Consider the following 21,653-nt stretch of genomic DNA (forward strand, 5'->3'; position numbering starts at 1 on the left):
ACTGCTTTGTGCTGTTGTCGATCCGGAGAATTCATGGAAGCATTGTGGAACTATATAGTTGGCCCCGATTTCATGCCGCACGGCCATTGTTATTACTGGCGATCGGATCTACTGGCCTTGCATGCCGGTTCGGATGCTGTGATTGCCATTGCCTATTTTTCGATACCACTGGCCCTGGCCAAGCTATGGTACGACCGGGCTGACCTGGGCTATCGTTGGATCATCAAGATGTTTGCCGCCTTTATTGTAGCCTGCGGTACGACCCATCTGGTGGGTATCTGGAACATCTGGAACGCCGATTATTATTTTCAGGGCATCGTTAAACTCATTACGGCTGGCATTTCCCTGGTAACTGCCATTCTGATTTGGCCACTGCTGCCCAAGGTACTCGCCATCCCCAGCCCGGCCATGTTGACTGAACGCAATGAAGCCTTGAACGAGGAAATGCTCAAGCGCACCTATGCCGAACAACAATTGCGATTGTTGTATGAATCACTTGAGCAAACCGTAGAAGAGCGCACACAGGAACTGCAACAAGCCAAACGGGCACTGGAGTTGCAGATTCAAACCTCCGAGCAAGTCAAACAGCGTCTGCAGAGCATTTTCGAATCGGCCCCCAATGGAATGATTGTGGTCTCCAGAGACGGTACGATTTTGCAGGCCAACTCCATGGCTCACAGCATTTTTCACTACGACGTCGGCGAGCTTTCGGGCAAGCGCGTTGAGCAATTGGTACCCGCAGATAGTCGCAAACCACACCAGGCCAATCGGGAACATTACATCAGCTCTCCAACCAAACGCATGATGGGTGATCGACGGGATCTTTCAGGCCTGTGTGCGGATGGCAAAACCGTACCGGTCGAAATTGGCCTTAACCCGGTTACCGGCAGCAGTGAAGGTGAAGTCGTCGCGTCCGTTGTGGATGTCAGTGAGCGACGCAACTACGAACGGAAAATAGAGCAACGCAGTGAAGCGCTGGAGCGCTCTAACCGTGAACTGAAGGAGTTTGCCTTTATCGCCTCACACGATTTGCGCGAGCCATTGCGCAAGATCATCTCCTTTTCCAAATTGCTTCTCAGCAAAGACTACGGCAATTTCACGGGTGAGGGAGAAACGTTTGCCAGCTATGTTGTGGATGCCGCGGAACGGATGCGCGAACTGCTTGATAGCCTGCTGTCATACAGTCGCGTGACCTCCCATGGTGGTCAGTTCGTAGTGACCGATCTCAATGACGTGGTTCGTGAAGTGCTGTCCGATTTACAGATGACGATTGAAGAAAGCCAGGCCCGTTTTGAAGTTGCCTCCCTCGATCAGCTTACTATGGACCCAAGTCAGATCCGGCAACTGTTACAGAACATCGTCTCCAACGCACTTAAGTATCGCCAGCCGGAGCAGCCCCCAATCATCCGAATTCATGGCGAACCGGTCCAGGGTGATCGGTACCGGCTCACCATTGAAGACAACGGCATCGGGTTCGAAAACCAGTACAACGAACAGATTTTTGAAGTATTCAAACGCCTGCATGGCAGAGACAGTTACCCCGGCACGGGGATGGGCCTTGCTATTTGCCGGAAAATTGTAGACCGCCACCAGGGTGTGATACGTGCCGAAAGTTCACCGGGAAAAGGAACGCGTTTCATCATTGAATTACCTGTCAATCCGCATATCGAGGCTGCCCATGATTTCTGACAATGAGTTGCTGTTGCTGGTGGTTGATGACGACCCTGAAGATTTCCTGCTGGTAAAAACAGCCGTTAAACGAGCGTTACTCCCCCTTTCCGTGAAGGGTTTAAGCAACGGTGATGCGCTGATGAATTACCTGGCAGAACGCACCAGAATGCCCGACCCGATGGCACCGACTATGGTGATATTGCTTGATCTGAATATGCCCGGGAAAGACGGCCGCTCTTGCTTGCGGGAAATAAAAGCGAACCCGTCGCTGGCGGATATTCCTGTCGTTATCTTTTCGACCTCCGACTCACCGGATGATATTCAGAAGAGTTACGAACTGAACGCTAATTCATACATTTGCAAGCCAGACGACTTGTCTCAGCTTGAAAGAATACTGTCTACGCTCTATCGCTACTGGTTTGGTCACTCACTATCGCCTGCGCAGGAACCTGCTTCATGAACAAGCCTATGATCAGAATTCTGGTAGTGGAGGATGACGCTGCGGACTTCATGCTGGTGAAGCAATCACTGCTGAAAAGTGATAGAAACCAATACAACGTTCAGCACATATCGGAGTATGAAGCCGCCAGCGAGGCGCTGTATCAGGATGACTGTGACCTCATTTTGCTCGACTACTTTCTGGGCAGCCATTCCGGCCTGGAATTGCTCCAGCAAGCCAGAACTCTGCAGTTTAAACGGCCTATCATTGTAATGACCGGAAGCAATGCCCCCGAGCTCGACGATATGCTGATGAAAGAGGGGGCGGCCGACTTCATTCCCAAGGACGAGCTGTCTACGGCATTACTCGACCGCAGCATTCGCCATGCCATAGAACGCAAGGAAGCCGAATTCAAAATCGCCGAACTGGTTCGCAGAGACCCTCTCACCGGCCTCGGTAACCGCTACATTTTTGAAGAACACATGGAACTGGCCATAGCCCGGGCGGCACGCAAAAAACAGCATCTGGCGGTGATATTTCTCGATCTCGACCGGTTTAAGGACATTAACGACAGCCTGGGCCATCACGTCGGTGATCTGTTACTGACGCTGATGGGGGAACGGTTGCGCCGTGCCGTACGCAAAAGTGACTTCGTTGCCCGCATTGGCGGCGATGAATTTACCGCCCTGATCGACAACATCGAGAACGTAGAGGAGGTTAACCACATTCTCGAGAAGATATCCCGGGAGATGTGTCGCCCCGCTCCAGTCAGCAATACCACTCTGGACGTTACCGTCAGCATGGGGGTTGCCATTTACCCACACCACGGGGAAATGGCCATGGAGCTGATGCAAAAAGCCGACATGGCGTTGTACGAGTCAAAAGCACAGGGGGCCGGAGGCTTCCATATTTTCACCGACCGCTTGCAAGCTCGCCTGATTCACGGCCTGGAAACCGAGAAAGAGCTGCGCCATGCCCTGCGGCTGCAACAGTTCGAACTCTACTATCAACCACAGATCGACCTGAGCACCGGTGCCATTTGCGGGTTGGAAGCTCTGATTCGCTGGAACCGGCCGGACGGCCAGGTGGCTTCACCGGTCGAGTTCATTCCCGTGGCTGTGCGCAGTGGCCTGATTGTACCCATCGGCTGCTGGGTGATTGAAGCCGCCTGCAAGCAGTTGCAGTTGTGGCGAGAGGCCGGGCTGAATGTGCCTGTATCGGTGAATGTGTCACCGCGTCAGTTGAAGTTTCAGGGTTTTCTGAACCAGTTGCTCAGCTGTTTGAAACACTACCAGATTCCGCCTGGTATGCTTGAGCTAGAGCTCACCGAAGAAGCCCTGATCGAAAATGGCCTGAACCAGTCAGCGATGTTGAGTAGCATTCGAAAAGCAGGTGTTGGTATCGCCATTGATGATTTTGGCACCGGGTATTCCTCGATGCGGTATTTGCGTGAATTCCCATTAGACCGAATTAAGATAGACAAAAGCTTCGTCTCAGAAGCGGGCGTCAAAGGCTTGCGGGAACCTGCCATTACCCAATCCATTCTTTCGCTTGCCCAGGGGCTCGGGCTAAGCGTAGTGGCCGAGGGCGTAGAGACGAATGAACAGAAGCAACAGCTGCAGTCTCAGGGTTGCCGGGTTTGCCAGGGGTACCTGTATTATCGGCCGCTTAAACTGACAGACCTGGAGCCAGTCCTTCGACAGGCGGGTGGTATCAAACATGCTGATCATCGACCCTGATAATCAGCACGTTCGCCAGTCAATGTGGCAAGGCATAGCAAGGGAGGGTCTATAGCGATGAGTTCAGCCCGGAAGTCATTCATTCCGAGAACCATCCTGTTGCTCTCTGATGATGAGACCGCCGTTCACCATATTGAATCGGCGCTGTCGTCTTATTGCCTGACTCATCACATTGAACGCCACAAAGATATTCACAGCTTTCACCAGGCGCTAATCGGCTCTTCTTTGCAATCCGCCTCGGCTACCCAGGTCGACCTGATTCTGATTGCCTATGTGGATGATCAGGAAAAAACTCACGAAGCACTGGCCGACTTGCGGCTTCTGCCGCGCTGGAAACTGGTCCCCTCGATTATTTTTCTGTCCCGGGAGGACCCTGCCTTCACCCGCATGCTGTATCACCTGGGGGCCAATACGGTGCTGAAGTTTCCCCTCAGGTTCGACGCATTGCAGCAACTGATCAGCACAATGGATGCTTATTGGTTCAACACCGTCACCCTTCCCGACACCGATGAAGAATAAACCCGCTACGCCACCAGGGTTTACCGGGTCAGTCCTCCAGTAACAAGCCAGGTAGTCGTCGAATATCGGTTAGGTGGTAGGTTGGAGGCTCGAGATCGTCCGGCAGTTCCGGTGACAGCCAGGCCGTGTCCCAGCCGAAGCGTCGGGCGCCGATGATGTCGGTCTCGTAGCGGTCGCCCACCATCAACACCCGGGATTTTTCCGGTGATTGCATCGCCCGCTCCATGGCTTCAAAGATCGCGGCGGCGGGTTTGCTTGCCCCCACTTGTTCGGAGATCGTCAATACGGCTATGTGCTCTGCCAGACCACTGCGCTCCAACCGCGAGCGTTGTACCCGGGTCAGACCGTTGGTCAGAATGCCGAGTTGGGCGTGTTTTGCCAGCTGGGTAACGACGCCCTCAGCCCCTTCCAGCAAATGCGACCCTTCCGCCAGAAAATCCAGAAAATGATCGGCCCATTCGGCCGGGTCCGCCGCTATGCCCATTTCATCGAAAAACCGCTGAATACGCGTGACCTTCAATTCTCCTGGTGCGATGGCACCGCGTTCCAGCTCCTGCCAGAGGTGCTTGTTGATGCCCCGGTACAAGCGCTGATGGGTGTCGGTGTCTTCCACATTGTGGCTGGTCAGCAAGCGACCCACAGCGTGTTGTTCCGCTTTGCCAAAATCGAACAGGGTGTCGTCGGCGTCAAAGACGATCCATTGATAGTGCATGGATAGCTACTCCGTTGTGACTAATGAAAAGGCGCATGGCCTGTGCCGTGCGGGGCAGCTTGCCAATATCCCAAGTGAGCATCGCTGCTGCAAGCTATTTGAATTTACACTTTAGTACAATATCGCACTTGTTTAGTACGAAGTCGCACTATATGCTCAATTCTTCACTCACAACCCGGTACTGGCAGATGAAAACTTCCACGCACTCCACACTATCCAGACGGCACTTTCTGACCCTGGCAGGTGGCGGTGCCATCGTTGCGGCAGGCTGCGGTATTGGTCTGTTTTCGGTTACCCGCACGCCTCATGCAGCGCTGGCGCCCTGGGCGCAGGCAGGCACCTATGAAGAACCGCGCCGGTTCGCCCTGTCCCACGCGATTCTGGCGCCCAACCCTCACAACCTGCAGCCCTGGATGGTTGATTTAAGCGAAGCAGACACTGTGACGTTATTGCCAGACCCGACACGCCGGCTGCCAGAAACCGATCCCTTCGACCGGCAGCTGACCATCGGCCTCGGCTGCTTTCTGGAGCAGATGACCATCGCCGCCAGCGCACGCGGCTACCGGGTAGACACCGTGCTGTTTCCCGAAGGCAGCGAGCAAGACCGGCTGGGTGACCGCCCGGTGGCTCGCTGTACCTTTACCGCTGCCGACCTGCCGACTGACCCTCTGTTTGCGCAGATCCCCCACCGGCGCTCCACCAAAGCTCCCTTCGACATGGATCGCCCGGTAGCCGGTACGACCCTAGCTTCCCTGGCTCCCGCCGTGCTCGGTGTTCGCTTTGACGGAACCGCAGAGGCAATGCGCGTTGCCAGTCTTCGGACACTGACCTGGGAGGCCTGGCTGGTGGAATACCACACACCGGCGGCTCTTGAGGAAAGTGTCGATTTGATGCGACTGGGAAAAGCCGAAATCAACGCCAACCCCGACGGCATTGACCTCGGCGGTATGCCGCTTGAGGCGTTGATCGCCACGGGGCTGGTTACCCGGGAGGCTCTGGCCACTCCCGGCACCCAGAGCTATGAAACCGGCATTTCCATGTATGAACCGATGCTGGCTGCAACGCCTGCTTTTGTGTGGCTTGCCGGTGCCGATAATACACGCACCACGCAAATTGCCAGCGGCCGGGCCTGGCTGAGGCTCAACCTGCTGACTACACAACAAGGGCTGTCGCTGCACCCGGTAAGCCAGTGTCTGCAGGAATACCCGGAAATGGCTGACCATTACCGCCAGGTACACCAGGCGCTGGCGCAGCCAGGAGAGACCATTCAGATGCTCGGTCGTTTAGGGTATGCTGCTCCGGCGCCGCAAACCCCACGCTGGAGCCTGGATGACAAAATCAAACGCACCTGAAACGACGCCAGCGGACGAAGGGCGCATCATGTTCGAGCTGCTCAATGAAGTGGGCATTATCGCGCAGCTGAGCCGGGCGTTGCTGGAATCCCGGCTGGGCGACGGCCTGACCATCCACCATTTCGGTGCGTTGAATCATTTGGTTCGTCTGGGGGATGGACGTACGCCGATCGACATGGCCCGCGCCTTTCAGGTACCCAAGACCAGCATGTCACATACGCTGGCCGGGCTTGAGAAACGCGGGCTTATTCACCTGGTGCCCAACCCCGATGACGGCCGCGGGAAACTGGTCATTCTGACTGAAGCGGGTCGTGACGTTCGTGAACGCGCGATCCACACCATCGGTCCGGACATCGCCCGCCTGGTACCAGAGTTTGAACCGGGAGAGGCCCAGTCCATTCTGCCGGTATTACGCAAACTGCGGACCTTGCTCGATAACGCCCGGGACCGATGACGGCTCAGTCGGTTCCGGCCTGTTCGGCGTCCTGGTTCTTAACCACCTTGTGCTGATCTTCACTGATGCCCATCTTCCAATAACTGGACACGTAGAGATGGCTCTTGGCGACTTGCTTGTCCTGTTTGAAAAAAGCCCGCAGGGTGCGCATGCTTTGAAATTCGCAAGCGGCCCAGACGGCCGGCTGCCCTGCCTGCCAATCGAGTTGCTTAACCCGGTTCAGCAGCACCTGGCCGTCCGGATCGGGCTCGGCGTTAACCACCCAGACCAGCTCCAGATTATCCGGTTTTTCCAGATCCTGAATGTCAGCACGGTCGAGCACCTCAATAACGGCGTAACCTCGTGCATCGGCCGGTAGCAGCCCCAGATTGACACTGATCGCGGGCAGCGCTGTCATGTCGCCGACCAGCAGAAACCAGTCGGCTTGCTCATTAACCAGTTTCTTAGGGCCCGGGCCGCCAATCAGAATCCGGTCGCCCGGCTGGGTGTCCAGCGCCCACTGGGATGCCGGGCCCGTCGTATCGTGAATCACGAAGTCGACATCGATTTCAGCGTCGCGGTGGTGGCGAACGGTGTAGGTTCGCATCAGCGGGCGGGCTTCGCCCGGCGTCGGGAAAATCAACTTGATGTAAGCGCTCGCCTGGTCGTCGGGAAACGACGCCATGCCCGCACCGCCCAGGGTGATGCGGCGCATGTGAGGGGTGACATCGCGGGTAGCCAGTACTTCCAGCTCGCGGGGTTCCGGTTTGGCCATGTCGGTGTCTCCTGTTAAACGGGTTGATAAAGCCTGTCTGATGGGTCGGAGCCTACCACAACCAATGCAAATGATAAATATTATCATTTGAAACGAGCGCATCGCCAGCCAGCGAAACGCCCGGGTGCAGGCGTTTGGCAGTGGCATTGAAGACACGGGCACCCGGTAAACCGGTCACGACCGTTTATAACGGCCGTTCACGAGGCTTCACTCAGCGGTGTGGACCGCTCAATGGGCACAACATAAAGCCCGGTAACCGGCTATCGACTGACAACGACATTGAGCTCGGCCTGAAAACCGTCTTGCTGCCCTGGAGCGGGAGAACGCAGTACCAGGTGCAAGCCAGCACCTTCAACAATGGCATCGACAATCGCCAAGCCAATACCCGACCCCGGCGCCTGGGTGTGTGAACGAACAAACCGTTTGCGCAAACCGGCCAATTCGTCAGGCCCCAACGCGGCGCCCCGGTTGGTGACAGCCAGGTTTCCGTCTGCCGAAAGCGCTACCTTCACGGGTGACCCCTCTTCACCATGCTTGAGTGCATTGTCGATCAGGTTTCTAACGAGTATGGCAAACGCATCCGGGTTCAACAGAGAATGAACTGGGGCATCACTGCGCTGCAGCACCAGGCGGCCGGGTTCCGCACGCTCACAATCACTCACAACCGTTTCAAGTACCGGTACCAGGTTGTATGGGGTCTCCGACAGGACACCACCGCCTTCTGCTTTTGCCAGTTCGAGCAGCTTCTGTGACAGCCGGGACAGCCCCTGCAGCGACGCTTCGATCTCAGCCACTTTACGCAAAGAGGGTGTTTCAGACAGATCCGCTTTCAAGCGTTGCACCTTTGCCAGCGCTGTTGCCAGGGGCGTTCGTAACTCATGGGCACTGTTGGCAGTGAAGCTTCGCTCGGCATCAAGTACTCGCCGAAGTCGCTCCAGTAACCGGTTGATCGAGACGGCCATGGGTTCCAGTTCTTGCGGAAGTTGATCGACCGGCACGGGAGACAAATCGGCCGCTCCACGAACTTCCAGTGACTCGCTGAAGTCCACCACCCGGCGCAATGAAAACCGAACAGTCCACCAGACACCCAGAAGACTGACCGGAATCAGCAGCAACAATGGCAACAAGAGTGCGATGCCGGCTTCAAAGGCTGCCTCTTGCCGGTGCGCCAACGGTTCGGCAATGTCGATGAATATCGTCTGGCTGACGGCAGAGGTGCCGTAAAGTCGATGGGTAGCAGTGTTATAAAATCCACTCCTCGGGTGCTCGTCAAATACCGATAGATCAACATCATGCGACTGCAGCAGAATAGTGCCAGACGCATCCCGTATGAGATAGGTCAGGTATTCGTCGTGGTCCGCCATCGCCGGTGCTGTCTTCTGCACACGATCGGATTCACGACTGAGGATATCGGTCACCGCCAACGGCAGAATTCGTTGCGCCGTTTCCTGCAAAGCACTGTCGAATACTTCTTCCATTTCGTGTTGTGCAACCAGGCCTGAAGCCAGCACACCCATTAACCAGAGCACCGTGACGCCCACCGTCAGGCCCAGGCTGAGCGTTTTCTGCAAGCTGCGTTTACCGTTCATGGGTTTTCATCCGGTAGCCCATGCCACGAACGGTTGCAACCAGATCCCGCCCCAGTTTCTTGCGCAAACGGCTGATATAAACCTCAATGGTATTGCTCTCAATTTCGGCGCCAAACTCATAGAGCCGGTCTTCGAGCTGCGACCGGGAGAGCAACTTCCCAGGGTGTTGCAGGAACGCGTCGAGCAGTGCCCACTCCCGGGACGTGAGCTCAATGGGCTCGCCATTGCGCACAACGGTGTGATCGCCCAGGTTGACGGTCAGTTCACCAACGGACACCACTGGGTTCGGATTGCCGCGGTATCGCCGGGCAACCGCAAACACCCGGGCCGACAATTCCGACAGGTCAAACGGTTTGACCAGGTAATCGTCTGCGCCGCTATTAAGCCCCTCAATGCGATCGGATACCTGGTCGCGCGCCGTCAGAATAATCACCGGGGTTGCATCGCCGCCCTGGCGCAGGGACTTCAGAAAATCAATGCCATAGCCATCGGGCAACTGAAGGTCCAGAAGAATCAGATCGTAGTGTGTGGTTCTCACGCTGGTTTCGGCAAAGGCAAGGCTTTGCACCCAGTCCACTGCATGACCATCGGCGCTGATCTGCTCCTGGACCGCCTCGCCCAGGCCGACAGTGTCTTCCACTAACAACACGCGCATTCGGCATCCTTAAACGGGTTATGTGCTTACCATAGTATCGCTGAAACCTGACAACCATCTGAATTCCATACGTTTGCTGAAAACAGACAAACGCGTCGAGGTATTACCCCTTTCAGGTCCGAGTCAGAAACACCGGATACAGTGGTGACATTCACCTGAGAGGACCGCAATCATGAAAACACCTTCCCTGGCCCTGAGCCTATCCCTCCTGCTGATCAGCGGGGCAGCACTGGCCGATGACGACTGCGACGACCCCATTGCCAACTGGCAGCCGCGAGAGGCATTACGCCAGCAATTGCAGGACGACGGCTGGATTGTTTATCGCATCAAAATTGACGACGGCTGTTATGAAGTCAAAGCACAGGACAACGAGGGAAATCGCGTGGAAGCCAGCTTCGCCCCCGCGTCGCTTGAATTGATGGAATGGGAGCGAGAAGACGACGAGGACGACTATGACGATGATGACCATGACGACGAAGATGACAACAACCGTCAGTATCAGCCGGCCGTCAACAGCCAACCGACAAATGCCGGGCAGCCCCCTGCACCAACGAACGGCATTGTAAACAATCGACCTACGGTCACCGTTGAATAACGGTTTTACGGCGAACACAACCACCGCGGAGATCAGACAATGAAGCAACCCCTGTTAACACTCGTTCTTGCTGTGGTGCTGGCATTCCCAGCCCTGGCTCTGGCAAGGGAGGTCACGTTAACCACTGAGATGGCCAACTACCGGGGGGACGGTGCTTACCTCGCCCTCTACCTGACGGACTCGAACGGAGTCTACAAGGGCACCCTCTGGATCGCGGGTGGCAAACGTAAATACTACGAGCACCTGCGTGACTGGGCCAGAGGCAGTCGCATGAACCCGGCGGACTACGACGGCCTGACCGGAGCCAGTGTCACCCGCGGCCGTACCCTCAGAATTACTCTCGACCTGGACGATTCCCTGTTCGACAGCGGTCACGAAATTCGTATCGATTCCGCGGTGGAGGATCTGCGTGATAACCGGTCGGATGTCGTGGCGCCGCTGACCACGGAAGGCGCGGGCATACCCATCAGCGGACGAGGCTACGTACAGTCGTTCACCTACGAATTCTGAGGCTATACAGGAGCTCTGTTCATGTGGCGCACCTTTCATTCAATCGCTGGATTGTTGGCTGCTGTACTGTTGATCACCGTTGCTACCAGTGGGGCCATCTTATCGGTGTCTCCCGCTCTGGATCGTTCAGGTGCGACTATTCCGGCACAGGGTACAGTTTCCGTCGCCCAGCTCGCCGGCAGAGTGGTGAACCACTATCCGCAGACCGAACAGATAAAACGATTACCGTCGGGTGTGATTGTCGTTTACTACGTCAATGACGGTACCCCGGGAGCAGACCGGGTCGACCCTCTGACAGGTCTGGGAGTCGGGTCCTATCAGCCGTCACCCCTGTTCCGCTGGGTCAAGGATCTGCACCGTGCGTTTTTGCGCGACGATGGCGGACGTCTGCTCGCGGGTCTGACCGCTGCCGTCATGGTATTGATGTGCCTTTCGGGTGCCTTTCTGCTGGCTCGCCGCTCTGGTGGTTGGCGGTCACTTTTAAGACCACTGAAGGGAACCGGTGACCAGCGGGTGCACTCTGAACTGGCACGCTTTGCGATCATCGGATTACTGCTGTCAGCCCTGACCGGCACCTACTTGTCTGCCGTTCGATTCGGTCTGGCACCTGAGCCGATGAGCAATGAACCGGCCTACCCGGCAGAGGTGACTGGCGGCACTCCTGCCACCGTTAGCTCGCTCAAGGCGCTTCGGGAAACCGACCTGAATTCTCTGCATGAACTTGTCTTTCCATACCCGAATGATCCACTGGATGTGTATTCACTGAGCACCCGGCAAGGCTCCGGGTTTGTTGACCCGTCCACCGGCGAACTGCTGGAATTTGAAGCGACAACCTCCCACAGTCGGCTCCATGGCCTGATCCTCAGTCTGCATACCGGCGAGGGTTTGTGGTGGCTTGGGCTGATATTGGGTGCGGCATCACTGACCGTACCCGTACTCAGCTTCAGTGGAACCCGCATCTGGTGGCGGCGTCGCAGCTCGGCAGACCGTTCGCTGAACAACGCCGACATCGCAACCGCCGATACGGTGATTCTGGTCGGTTCAGAACACAACACGACCTATGGTTTTGCCCGAGTCCTTCATGAGCAAATGGTCGCAGCAGGAAGACGGGTGCTGACGGCCGACATGAACGATCTGGCGCAAGCCTACCCCAACGCCTCAATGCTGTTCGTACTGACAGCCACCTACGGCGACGGTGGCCCGCCCGCGTCGGCCGTCTTGTTCATGCGGAAACTCAATCACTTTCACATCACAGACTGTCTTTCTTTCGCCGTACTCGGCTTTGGTGACCGCCAGTACGCCAATTACTGCCGGTTTGCCGTTGAAGTGGACGAAGCGCTCGGGGTAATTGGGCTCGAACGGCTCGATGAGGCCGCGTTTATTGATCGACAGTCATCCCGGATGTTCAATGACTGGGGCCACCGACTGGCAAAACGGATCGATGTGCCGTTGTCACTCGTCCATGACCCTGTCCCTTCAACCCGGTTCAAGCTCGAACTGCTTGACCGGGCTGACTTCGGCGCACAGATCGATGCGCCCACCAGCATCCTACGGTTCGGGCCAGCCCGGAAAACCGGCATGGCATCCTATCTCCCCTGGCGGGCTGTCAGACCCCTACCGGAATTTGAAGCCGGTGACCTGATCGGTGTGATCCCGCCGGGTGACGAAACGCCCCGATATTATTCACTGGCCTGTTCAAGCACCGACGGTTTACTGGAAATTTGTGTGCGCAAGCAGCCTGGCGGCGTCTGCTCCGGGTTTCTGCACAACCTGAAAGCGGGAGAGCAAATACAAGGCTTCATCCAGCCTAACCCGGACTTCAGACCGGCACCCGGTCGGCACCCCATCATCCTGATCGGAGCAGGCGCCGGCATTGGTCCGCTGGCCGGATTTATAAGGAAGAACAATGCCCGCAACCCCATGTTCCTCTATTGGGGGGGACGAAACCCCCAGTCGGACTTCCTCTATCAGCCTGAACTTGACCGTTATCTCGATGACAGCCGGTTAACTGGCCTGACGACGGCCTTCTCAAGAACTGACAATCGGGCCTATGTTCAGGACAGAATCACCGAAGACGCACCGACCCTTCGCGACATGATTGAGAAGGGTGCGCAGATACTGGTGTGTGGCGGGCGGGAGATGGCTACCGGTGTCAGGCAGGTAATCGATGACCTGCTGGTGCCACTCGGCACCAGTGTCGACACCCTAAAACGAGAGGGTCGCTACCTGGAAGATGTCTATTAGCCAGGGCTTTCATTAATGCAAGGTTGGGAACGGATAGTCTTCTAAACGGCCAGCACGGGCTTACCCATAACCAGGAACGATTGTCGTTGGATGTGCCGTCATGAGGGACTTTCCATCAGGCTTTACAAGCCCAATTTTCCCGCCAGGTCAGTCAGAGAAGGGACGGTAACGTCAGGTGCTTCCCCCCAGGGGTCAAACGGGGCGTCGGTCCTATTAACCCAGGCGGTTCGCCAGCCGGCATGCCGCGCGCCCAGAATATCAAAGGGGTTGCCGGAGATAAGCCAGGTATTGTCGGCGCTCGAATCTGCCGTTTCAAGGAAGTGCTGATACACCCGTGGGGCTGGCTTGAAGGTGCGCAACAGGTCGACGCTGACAATGCCTTTCAAGTCCTCGATTAACCCGGCATTCGCTAGCAATTCTGACGCAATGGCCGCCTCGCCATTGGTGAAGCCAAAGGCATCGACCCCCATCGACGACAGTTGCTGCAATAGACTCACGGCATCCGGAAAGGCCGGCAGATGCCGGTACGCCATCAGTAACTGATCACACTGGTCGTCACTCAATGCGACGTTCGCTTCACTCAGGGCAAAGCTCAGCGCCTGGCGAGTGCAGACCGAGAACGGCTGATACTGTTCCATCAGCCCGCGGCGAAAGCTGTACTCCAGCTGTTTCTCGCGCCAGCGACGACTGATCGCCGCAGCCTGCTGCTCATCGTGCAGCATTTCCGCCAGAGTATATTGAATGCCCTGGGTGTTGATCAGTGTGCCGTACACATCGAAAGCCAGCGTAACCATCGTAGCTCCGCTCTTTAAGGAATGGGCTGTCAGTCTAGTCGATAAAGCAAACAGACTGACCGCTAGTGCAGATACGACCGGACCAGGGAGAGTAGCCTGTCCATCTGTTCATCGGTGCCGATGGATATGCGCACAAACTCACTGATTCTGGGTTTGTTAAAGTAGCGGATCAGTACGTTATCCTGCCGTAACCGGTTGGCCAGTTCCGCTGCATCCAAACCGGCGGGCGGACGCGCAAAGACAAAATTGGTTTTCGAAGGCAGTACCTCAAAACCCAGTCCAACCAGAGCCCCGGTGACGGTCTCGCGGGTTGCCATAATCTGCTGGCAACAGGCCTCGAAATAACCAACATCGCGCACGGCAGCACAGCCGACCGCTTCAGCGATGCGGTCAATCGGATAAGGGTTGAACGAGTTTTTCACCCGGTTCAACGCTTCGATCAGGTGCGTCTGCCCGGCTGCGAAGCCAAGCCGCATTCCGGCCAGCGATCGGGATTTGGAGAAGGTCTGTACAACCAGCAAGTTCGGGTAGCGGTCTATCAGTGCCACGGCAGACTCCGCGCCGAAATCCACATAGGCCTCGTCGACCACAACGACCGATTCGGTATTGCGCTGCAGCAGGGTTTCAATCTGATCGAGTGACTGCGCCAGGCCGGTTGGCGCATTCGGGTTGGCGAAAATGATGCCGCCGTTGTCGGTGGAATAGGCATCAAGATCCAGCGAAAAATCGTTTGCGAGTGGGATGGTTTGATACTCCACCCCAAACAACTGGCAATACACCGGATAAAAACTGTAGGTGATGTCCGGGAACAGAATCGGCCGGGCTTGTTTCAGCAGCCCCATAAACGCCATGGCCAGTACATCATCTGAGCCGTTGCCGACAAATACCTGCGCCGGTGCCAGACCCTGGTCTTCAGCAATGGCGTCTTTCAACGACTGGGAGTTCGGGTCCGGATACAGACGCAACCGCTCGGCGGTCGCCGGTTGCTGCAACAGTTGAGCAACCCCCGGCGCTGGCGGGTAGGGACTTTCATTGGTGTTCAGCTTGATCAGGCCGTCTACCCTGGGTTGTTCACCCGGGATGTAGGGGTCCAGAGAGTGAACCAGAGGGCTCCAGTAAGACGACATGCACAACCTCGAATCGATAGTAATTGAGCGACAGCATACCAAAAGCCATCGCGCGCAGGACAGCCTGTTCAGCAGGGCTTGAACCGTAACCCGCCAGGTTCGGTGGCGTTAGCCCTGTTTCAACTGATACATGATGAAGTCGCTGGGGCCTCCGGTGTATCGGTCGTAGAAACCACGACCCCGCTCATTGAAATGCTGGGTAATCCAGCGCAAGGCAGGCCAGCCTCGGTCACTGGCAAGGGCTTGCAGCGCTTCGAACAGAGCATCCGCAGCGCCGCTGCCGCGTGCTGCCGGGTCAACAAACATGTCATCCAGAAAGCCCACATCACAGCCACCCAGTGGACGCGGGCAGGCACGAACATGAGCCAGACCAACGACGGCACCGGCTTCGTCACACACCACCAGCCCTTCGAGCACATGGTTTGGGTCGAGCAGCCAGTCCCAAACCCGGTCGGCGGTGGCATCATCCATCGGCACGCCATAGAAGTCGGCGTAGCCGTTGAACAGGGTGTACCAGGCGGGTTTGTCTTCACGGGCTACAAATCGGGTCTGGTGATCTGGCATGGTCTTACTCCTGGCTGAGGTGCATGGAGAACAGTTACGCGCCGGTTCGTCACTGCGATCACCGGGGAAGCTGCCATGGTGTCACGGGTTTGGCCGACTACTGGCCGCCGCCAGTCGCCAGACACCCGGCCAACAGGGCTTTCATCTTTTCAGTGCCCATGTCATTCATCATTTGAATGTTGTTATCGGGTATGGCGTCGACATCCGGATAGGCATCGATGGCCGCTTCGAGGGAATCTTCACGCAGCAGGTGCAGCATGGGGTAAGGCGAGCGGTTGGTGTAGTTCTCCGGATCATCACGCTCGGTACCGCCAAACTGGTATTTGGGGTGAAAGCTGGCGATCTGGAAGATGCCTTCCAGCTCCAGTTCGATCAGCAGGCCTTCGGCGACTCCGAGGAAATCGTTGTAATCGTAAAAGCTCTCGTAGATGCGCGGGTGAATCAGCAGGGTGGTTTCAATGCGGTCTTCCCCGGCCAGAAACAGCAACTCCTCCTGCAGGGCTTCGATCAGTGCCGCTTCAGAGGTGGCGTGGGTTACGCTGAACCGCACCCGGTTTTTCACCAGCTCGCGCTTGGCAAAGGGGCAGAGGTTCAGGTCGATCACGACCTGTTCGACCCAGGCGCGGGTCTGGGCGATCAGTGTGGCATCGTCGTGCACGGGGCAAACCTTTAAATCGATGAGTGTCAGGCGCTCAGTGTATCACCGTTGACTGGAAAGGCTTGACTTCAACTGGCCAAACGGTATCGTACTAGTACGCTAGTACACGCCAGCAACCCACTACACGGATTTCGGCCAAAAACGATGACCGACGACCCTTACAAAGCCGAGTTGATACGCCATTTGCTGGCCATCGACTCGCCCAGTGCCATGGATACCGCCCTGGAAAGCCTGCTGACCCCTGCGGAATACCAGGAAATCAGTAAGCGCCTGCAGATCTTCAAGCTGCTTAACGAGGGCGTGGCCCACCGCAAAATCGCTGAACTGCTGGGTGTGGGCATTGCCACGGTATCGCGGGGCTCGCGGGCCCTGCGCGACACCCACTGACCCTACCCACATCAACGGAACCCACCTTGCCAGGATGCCTTTATGTCTGACATGCCAAAACCCTTTACGCTGCCGCGTAAACCGCATTATGTGAAGCTCGCGGCTGACTGCGACTTCTTTCAGCTGTTCAAGAAGATCGAGAAGCAGTTCGATACCTGCTACATGTTGGAATCGCTCGGTGAAGACAGCCACATTGCCCGGCACTCCATTATCGGGTTTGATCCGGAATATTGCCTCTATGCCAATGGCCGGGAACTGACCATTGAAGACCGCGACGGCCAGGCCAACACCTACTCAAGCAGCAACCCGTATGAATTGTTGCGCAGCCTGATGCCGCAGAACATCATTTCGCGGAAATACGCGGGGGGGCTCTCTGGCTACCTGGGCTACGATGCGATGCAGTATTTCGAGCCGACGCTGCAGCTAAAGGCCAATGATGATTTCGACACCTTTCGCTTTGGTTTGTACAAGGATGGCCTGATTCTCGACAAAATGACCGGTGAGGTTACCTACTTCTATTACGACAACAGCCGCTATGATTTTCTGCAATCGCTCATCGAATCTGACGACGTGCCGAACGGTGAGCTGCGCATCACGGCACTTGGCGATACTATGAGCCAGGCAGAACATGCCGCGGCGGTTGCCAAGGTGAAACAGGACATCATCGACGGCAAGATTTTTCAGTGCGAAGTGGGGTTTAAAAAGCGCTTTAAAATTGAGGGCGATACGCTGGCACTCTATGAAAAGCTGCGTGAGATTAACCCCTCACCCCAGATGTATTACGTGAAATTCGGTGCGCAGAAACTGGTAGGCGCCAGCCCGGAAATGCTGTTTCGTTTGCGCCAGGGCGAGATGGAAACCTTCCCGCTGGCGGGCACCACCAAACGCGGCGCCAACACCCAGGAAGATACGCAGTACGCCCGCGCTCTGCTGAACGACCCGAAAGAAATTGCCGAGCACAATATGATTGTCGACCTGCACCGCAACGACATTGGTCGCGTAGCGCAGTTCGGCACGGTAAAAGTGCGCAGCCTGATGGACATTAAACGCTTCAGCCATGTGCAGCATATTTCCAGCGAGATCGTCGGCATTATGGCCGAAGGTGAAGACATGTTTTCGGCCCTGGCCAGTAATTTCCCGGCGGGCACGCTGACCGGCGCGCCCAAAATTGAAGCCATGAAAATCATCAACGACTTGGAGATCGATGGCCGCGGCCCCTATGGGGGGGCAGTTGGTCAGTTCTCGTTCAATGGCGATTGCACCTTCGCCATTCCAATCCGTACGGTTTTTGTGAACGGCGAACACGCCTATGTGCAAACCTGCGGTGGCAATGTCTACGACAGCAACGCCGACGATGAGTATGAGGAAATTCGTCGCAAGTTTGCTGGCACACGCAAGGCGCTGGAGCCCTTTATGGATTCGGAGGCGTCGGCATGAAAATCCTGATCATCGATAACTACGATTCGTTCACCTATAACCTCTACCAGTTTATTGGGGAAATTCTGACGTCGGCCAAGAACCGGGGCACGCTTGAGCATTTCGAGATTCTGGTGCGCCGCAACGACCAAATCAGCTTTGACGACATTAAAGCAATGGCGCCGGATCGAATCATCATTTCGCCTGGCCCGGGCTCACCGGATGATGAACGTTACTTTGGTGTCTGTGCCGAAGTCATCGAGAAACTGGGTAAAACGACGCCCCTGCTCGGGGTGTGCCTGGGCATGCAGGGCATTGTGCATGTGTTTGGCGGCCAGGTGGTTAAGGCGCCATTACCGATGCACGGCAAAATCAGCCCGGTCACACACAACGGCCAGTCGGTATTTTGCGGCGTGCCAGATCAGCTGGATGTGATGCGTTATCACTCGCTGATCGCCGCAGCTGAAACCCTGCCAGAGTGCCTGGTCGTCACCGCAGCGGTCGGAGACCTCAGTGCTGACGACTTCAATAACCGGCAACGGCTGGCCCAGGGTGGGAATTTCGAATTAATGGGGGTGAAGCATCGCGACTTTCCGATTCACGGCATTCAATTTCATCCGGAATCTTTTGCGACTGAGGGGGGAAAGGAGTTGATTGCTAATTTTCTGTTTATTGAGGACGAGCATGGGTAATCAGACTTGCCTGGTGCTTTCACACCAGGCGAATGCTCTCCCGAGGCGCGGGAGAGCATGTGAAGGGCTGGGCTCTAGCCGCCGCTGAACGGCGCAACGATGCCAAGCACCACCAGCGCAGCAATAGCCGGCGCTGCCTGCACCCAAAAAATCTTGCGGCTGACAGTGGCGGCACCATAAACCCCTGCAACAATGACGCAACTGAGGAAGAAGATCATGACCGGCACACCGGCCGTGCCAAGTAACAACCCCCAGAGCAAACCAGCCACCAGAAAGCCATTATAAAGGCCCTGGTTAGCGGCCATCACTTTGGTTATTTCGGCTTTTTCGGCGTTCATGCCAAACACCTTGCGGCCTATCGGTGACGTCCATAAAAACATTTCCAGCACCAGAAAGCAGAGGTGCAGCAAGGCGACCAGCGCCACCAGCATTTGAGCTAAATACATCACAAAGGTCCTTGTGTGAGGAAGGGTTAGTGCTGTGGCGCAGGGCTTGCAGCGGCCAGACACAGCGCAACGACAGACTCGAAGTCATTAACGATGGCCAGTGGATGAAACGCTTCCAGCGGCACATTGCCATGATAACCATAACCGACGGCAATGCCACGCATCCCAATAGCTTGCGCCGGCTTAAGGTCGTTTTCTGAATCCCCGACCATGATGGCTTCGGCCGGCTCAATGCCGAATTCGGCACACACCTGAACCAGGCTTTGCGGGTCGGGCTTGGGGCGCTCGACTTCGTCGCCGCACAATACCCGGTCAAAGAAGGGTGCCAGCCCCAGTTCAGCCAGAAAGGTGCCGGTAAAGTGAGAGCTTTTATTGGTAATGCAAGCCAACCTGAGCCCCTGGTGTTGCAAGGTTGCCAGGCCCTTGACGACGCCGGGGTAAATATCAGCCTGCATCAGCGTACGCTGATAAGCCTCGCGAAACAGCCTGTGTGCCCTGCTGGCATCGTCTTCGTAACCGTGGCTGTAGAGGCCGCGCTCAACCAGTTTTTCCGGCCCATTGCCGACCCAGCGGCGCACGTCGTCGATGCTGCAGCCGTGGCCGGTGAGCGTGGTTAACACCTCGTCGAGCGCGGCGTGAATGCCGCGCGCGCTGTCGACCAGGGTGCCGTCGAGATCAAAGAGTATGGCGGTTGCCGGTGTCACAGACTGAAGCCGTAACGCTCTGCCAGGAAATAGGCAATGGCGCTGTCGGTGTTCTTGCCGATGATGCCGGTCGATACGGCTTTCACTTCATCGAGGGCGTTTTCCATGGCGTAAGCTTCGTCGGCGAGCTTGAACATGCTGACATCGTTGTCTGAATCGCCAAAGCAGACCAGGCGCTTGGCCCCGGTCTGACGCTGCAGAAACTTAACCGCATCGCCCTTGGTGCCGCTGATGTGGTGAATGTCCATCCAGTAATAGCCTTCGCGGTACATATCGGGCCCGGCGTAGACTTGCACATTGGGCATGTCGGCCAGTTCTTCGGCCATGTACAGGACTTTCTGGTTCTCGGTCACGGCGAAGACGTTCAGAATCTGCTCCTGAATCGAGGAAAAATCGGAGTTCAGTTGCACGTTGATCGCCTGGCTTTCCATGTATTTGGCCCAGGCTTCTTCACGCTCGGTGCCGATGCGGCGAATCACCGCGCCAATGCGGTCTTCGTGATCCAGCGTATTCAGCCAGGGGTTGATGCCGTGCACTTCCAGGCGGCGGCAGACTTCAACCAGCTCCATCGGGTCCATCGGCTGGGCGTTGATGCGCACGTTCTCGTTGAGATCCCAGATCAGCACGCCGTTCTTGTAGGCCTGGGGGTGGCGGAACCGCACATCGGGCAGGGCTTCGCGACCGCCATGTGGCATACGGCCAGTGGCGACGGTCCAGGCAACACCCAGTTCATCGAGTTTGTTTAACGCAGTGCGCGTCAGGTCCGTTATGCAATCTTCGCCGTCAATCAGCGTGCCGTCGAGGTCAAATACCAATAATTCGTCCACAGGATCTCCCGGGTGAAGGGCGGTGCAAAGATGGCACCGCTCAAATAGAACGTCGTTTTAAAGCCGCTATGTAAAACACTCACGTTTCGGAGTTCGCGGGTGGCAGAGCCCAATCAGGCGCTACGGGTTTTGGCCAGTTCCTGGCGCATTTCGGCGATGCGGGTTTTGTAGTCATCGGCATTAAAAATGGCCGACCCAGCAACGAACGCGTCGGCGCCAGCTTCGGCGATGGCCCGAATGTTGTCGACTTTCACGCCGCCGTCGACTTCCAACCGAATATCGCGTCCTGAGGCTTGTATACGGGCACGGGCATCGCGCAGTTTATCGAGCGCCGAGGGCAGGAATGACTGACCGCCGAAACCGGGGTTGACCGACATGATCAGTACCTGATCGATCTTGTCCATCACGTAATCCAGGTAATGCAGTGGCGTCGCCGGGTTGAATACCAGGCCTGCTTTGCAGCCGCCATCGCGAATCAGCTGAAGCGAGCGATCGATGTGGTCGCTGGCTTCCGGGTGGAAGGTAATGATGCTGGCGCCGGCCTCAATAAAGTCGCCAATCAGCCGATCTACTGGAGACACCATCAGATGCACGTCGATGGGGGCGGTCACGCCGTGATTGCGCAATGCCTTGCACACCATGGGGCCGATGGTCAGGTTGGGCACATAGTGGTTGTCCATCACATCGAAGTGGACCCAGTCGGCACCGGCGTTCAGAACGGCATCCACTTCTTCGCCCAGGCGGGCAAAATCGGCGGACAATATGGAGGGGGCTATGACAAAATCGGACATTTCGGGGCGTCTCA

24 protein-coding genes are annotated in these 21,653 nt (G+C 56.6%); 12 read left to right on the forward strand and 12 right to left on the reverse strand.

Annotated elements, in window-relative coordinates:
• The first annotated feature begins 33 nt into the window (after window positions 1-33).
• From ACHUE7_RS17775 to ACHUE7_RS17790, 4 genes are read left to right on the forward strand one after another with little or no spacing between them, the layout of a single operon-like run.
• Window positions 34-1,689, forward strand: coding sequence for a sensor histidine kinase (locus ACHUE7_RS17775; RefSeq protein WP_394171223.1), 1,656 nt, complete (start codon window positions 34-36; stop codon window positions 1,687-1,689).
• Window positions 1,679-2,131, forward strand: coding sequence for a response regulator (locus ACHUE7_RS17780; RefSeq protein ID WP_394171224.1), 453 nt, complete (start codon window positions 1,679-1,681; stop codon window positions 2,129-2,131). The genes ACHUE7_RS17775 and ACHUE7_RS17780 overlap by 11 nt, the downstream gene beginning before the upstream one ends.
• Entirely contained in the window at window positions 2,128-3,849 is a 1,722-nt protein-coding gene (locus tag ACHUE7_RS17785) for an EAL domain-containing response regulator (RefSeq protein WP_394171225.1), read from the forward strand. Before ACHUE7_RS17780 ends, ACHUE7_RS17785 begins: the two co-directional genes overlap by 4 nt.
• Before the next feature lie 57 nt (window positions 3,850-3,906).
• On the forward strand, window positions 3,907-4,368 hold the full coding sequence (locus ACHUE7_RS17790; protein WP_394171226.1) for a response regulator: 462 nt from the start codon (window positions 3,907-3,909) through the stop codon (window positions 4,366-4,368).
• Window positions 4,369-4,396: 28 nt separating this feature from the next.
• Here ACHUE7_RS17790 and ACHUE7_RS17795 read toward each other — a convergent pair whose 3' ends face one another.
• Window positions 4,397-5,080, reverse strand: coding sequence for a YjjG family noncanonical pyrimidine nucleotidase (locus ACHUE7_RS17795; RefSeq protein ID WP_394171227.1), 684 nt, complete (start codon window positions 5,078-5,080; stop codon window positions 4,397-4,399).
• A 188-nt stretch (window positions 5,081-5,268) separates the two neighbouring features.
• Here ACHUE7_RS17795 and ACHUE7_RS17800 point away from each other — a divergent pair, with 188 nt between their 5' ends.
• Together ACHUE7_RS17800 and ACHUE7_RS17805 are read left to right on the forward strand one after the other, a co-directional pair.
• Window positions 5,269-6,432: an Acg family FMN-binding oxidoreductase gene (locus tag ACHUE7_RS17800; protein WP_394171228.1), complete on the forward strand. Its 1,164-nt coding sequence runs from the start codon at window positions 5,269-5,271 to the stop codon at window positions 6,430-6,432.
• The gene (locus ACHUE7_RS17805) at window positions 6,410-6,886 is read left to right on the forward strand and encodes a MarR family winged helix-turn-helix transcriptional regulator (protein ID WP_394171229.1); all 477 of its coding nucleotides are present in this window, start codon (window positions 6,410-6,412) and stop codon (window positions 6,884-6,886) included. Before ACHUE7_RS17800 ends, ACHUE7_RS17805 begins: the two co-directional genes overlap by 23 nt.
• A gap of 4 nt (window positions 6,887-6,890) precedes the next feature.
• Here the strand turns inward: ACHUE7_RS17805 and ACHUE7_RS17810 are convergent, their stop codons facing one another.
• From ACHUE7_RS17810 to ACHUE7_RS17820, 3 genes are all read right to left on the reverse strand, one after another.
• Window positions 6,891-7,640, reverse strand: a complete 750-nt coding sequence (locus ACHUE7_RS17810) for a siderophore-interacting protein (protein ID WP_394171230.1) — start codon at window positions 7,638-7,640, stop codon at window positions 6,891-6,893.
• Between the two features lie 260 nt (window positions 7,641-7,900).
• Window positions 7,901-9,229 (reverse strand): sensor histidine kinase, encoded by a 1,329-nt coding sequence (locus ACHUE7_RS17815; RefSeq protein ID WP_394171231.1) that lies wholly within the window; start codon window positions 9,227-9,229, stop codon window positions 7,901-7,903.
• Window positions 9,219-9,884 (reverse strand): response regulator, encoded by a 666-nt coding sequence (locus ACHUE7_RS17820; protein ID WP_394171232.1) that lies wholly within the window; start codon window positions 9,882-9,884, stop codon window positions 9,219-9,221. The genes ACHUE7_RS17815 and ACHUE7_RS17820 overlap by 11 nt, the downstream gene beginning before the upstream one ends.
• Before the next feature lie 172 nt (window positions 9,885-10,056).
• Between ACHUE7_RS17820 and ACHUE7_RS17825 the strand changes: the two genes are divergently transcribed.
• From ACHUE7_RS17825 to ACHUE7_RS17835, 3 genes are read left to right on the forward strand one after another with little or no spacing between them, the layout of a single operon-like run.
• Window positions 10,057-10,479, forward strand: coding sequence for a PepSY domain-containing protein (locus tag ACHUE7_RS17825; RefSeq protein ID WP_394171233.1), 423 nt, complete (start codon window positions 10,057-10,059; stop codon window positions 10,477-10,479).
• 39 nt (window positions 10,480-10,518) lie between these two features.
• Window positions 10,519-10,989, forward strand: coding sequence for a DUF2271 domain-containing protein (locus ACHUE7_RS17830; protein WP_394171234.1), 471 nt, complete (start codon window positions 10,519-10,521; stop codon window positions 10,987-10,989).
• A gap of 21 nt (window positions 10,990-11,010) precedes the next feature.
• Window positions 11,011-13,233 carry a PepSY domain-containing protein gene (locus tag ACHUE7_RS17835; protein WP_394171235.1) on the forward strand — a complete coding sequence of 741 codons (2,223 nt, stop codon included), beginning with the start codon at window positions 11,011-11,013 and terminating at the stop codon, window positions 13,231-13,233.
• Between the two features lie 122 nt (window positions 13,234-13,355).
• Here ACHUE7_RS17835 and ACHUE7_RS17840 read toward each other — a convergent pair whose 3' ends face one another.
• The 4 genes from ACHUE7_RS17840 to ACHUE7_RS17855 form a co-directional block, all read right to left on the reverse strand.
• Window positions 13,356-14,027: a haloacid dehalogenase type II gene (locus tag ACHUE7_RS17840; RefSeq protein WP_394171236.1), complete on the reverse strand. Its 672-nt coding sequence runs from the start codon at window positions 14,025-14,027 to the stop codon at window positions 13,356-13,358.
• 62 nt (window positions 14,028-14,089) lie between these two features.
• Window positions 14,090-15,154, reverse strand: a complete 1,065-nt coding sequence (gene hisC, locus ACHUE7_RS17845) for a histidinol-phosphate transaminase (RefSeq protein ID WP_394171237.1) — start codon at window positions 15,152-15,154, stop codon at window positions 14,090-14,092.
• A gap of 108 nt (window positions 15,155-15,262) precedes the next feature.
• Window positions 15,263-15,718, reverse strand: a complete 456-nt coding sequence (locus tag ACHUE7_RS17850) for a GNAT family N-acetyltransferase (RefSeq protein WP_394171238.1) — start codon at window positions 15,716-15,718, stop codon at window positions 15,263-15,265.
• Between the two features lie 97 nt (window positions 15,719-15,815).
• Window positions 15,816-16,376: a DUF1415 domain-containing protein gene (locus ACHUE7_RS17855; protein ID WP_394171239.1), complete on the reverse strand. Its 561-nt coding sequence runs from the start codon at window positions 16,374-16,376 to the stop codon at window positions 15,816-15,818.
• Window positions 16,377-16,520: 144 nt separating this feature from the next.
• Here ACHUE7_RS17855 and ACHUE7_RS17860 point away from each other — a divergent pair, with 144 nt between their 5' ends.
• The 3 genes from ACHUE7_RS17860 to ACHUE7_RS17870 are packed head-to-tail and all read left to right on the forward strand — an operon-like array spanning window position 16,521 to window position 18,871.
• Window positions 16,521-16,763, forward strand: coding sequence for a Trp family transcriptional regulator (locus ACHUE7_RS17860; protein ID WP_394171240.1), 243 nt, complete (start codon window positions 16,521-16,523; stop codon window positions 16,761-16,763).
• Window positions 16,764-16,805: 42 nt separating this feature from the next.
• The gene (locus ACHUE7_RS17865) at window positions 16,806-18,200 is read left to right on the forward strand and encodes an anthranilate synthase component I family protein (RefSeq protein WP_394171241.1); all 1,395 of its coding nucleotides are present in this window, start codon (window positions 16,806-16,808) and stop codon (window positions 18,198-18,200) included.
• Window positions 18,197-18,871: an anthranilate synthase component II gene (locus ACHUE7_RS17870; RefSeq protein ID WP_394171242.1), complete on the forward strand. Its 675-nt coding sequence runs from the start codon at window positions 18,197-18,199 to the stop codon at window positions 18,869-18,871. Before ACHUE7_RS17865 ends, ACHUE7_RS17870 begins: the two co-directional genes overlap by 4 nt.
• Before the next feature lie 74 nt (window positions 18,872-18,945).
• Here ACHUE7_RS17870 and ACHUE7_RS17875 read toward each other — a convergent pair whose 3' ends face one another.
• From ACHUE7_RS17875 to rpe, 4 genes are all read right to left on the reverse strand, one after another.
• Complete coding sequence (locus tag ACHUE7_RS17875; protein ID WP_394171243.1) at window positions 18,946-19,317, reverse strand: DUF1304 domain-containing protein; 372 nt, start codon at window positions 19,315-19,317, stop codon at window positions 18,946-18,948.
• A gap of 26 nt (window positions 19,318-19,343) precedes the next feature.
• Window positions 19,344-20,021, reverse strand: coding sequence for an HAD family hydrolase (locus tag ACHUE7_RS17880; protein WP_394171244.1), 678 nt, complete (start codon window positions 20,019-20,021; stop codon window positions 19,344-19,346).
• Window positions 20,018-20,848: an HAD-IIB family hydrolase gene (locus tag ACHUE7_RS17885; protein ID WP_394171245.1), complete on the reverse strand. Its 831-nt coding sequence runs from the start codon at window positions 20,846-20,848 to the stop codon at window positions 20,018-20,020. Before ACHUE7_RS17885 ends, ACHUE7_RS17880 begins: the two co-directional genes overlap by 4 nt.
• A gap of 113 nt (window positions 20,849-20,961) precedes the next feature.
• Window positions 20,962-21,639 (reverse strand): ribulose-phosphate 3-epimerase, encoded by a 678-nt coding sequence (gene rpe, locus ACHUE7_RS17890; protein ID WP_394171246.1) that lies wholly within the window; start codon window positions 21,637-21,639, stop codon window positions 20,962-20,964.
• Window positions 21,640-21,653: the final 14 nt, after the last annotated feature.

The sequence above is a fragment of the Saccharospirillum alexandrii genome, assembly GCF_043641555.1.
Taxonomy (GTDB): domain Bacteria; phylum Pseudomonadota; class Gammaproteobacteria; order Pseudomonadales; family Natronospirillaceae; genus Saccharospirillum; species Saccharospirillum alexandrii_A.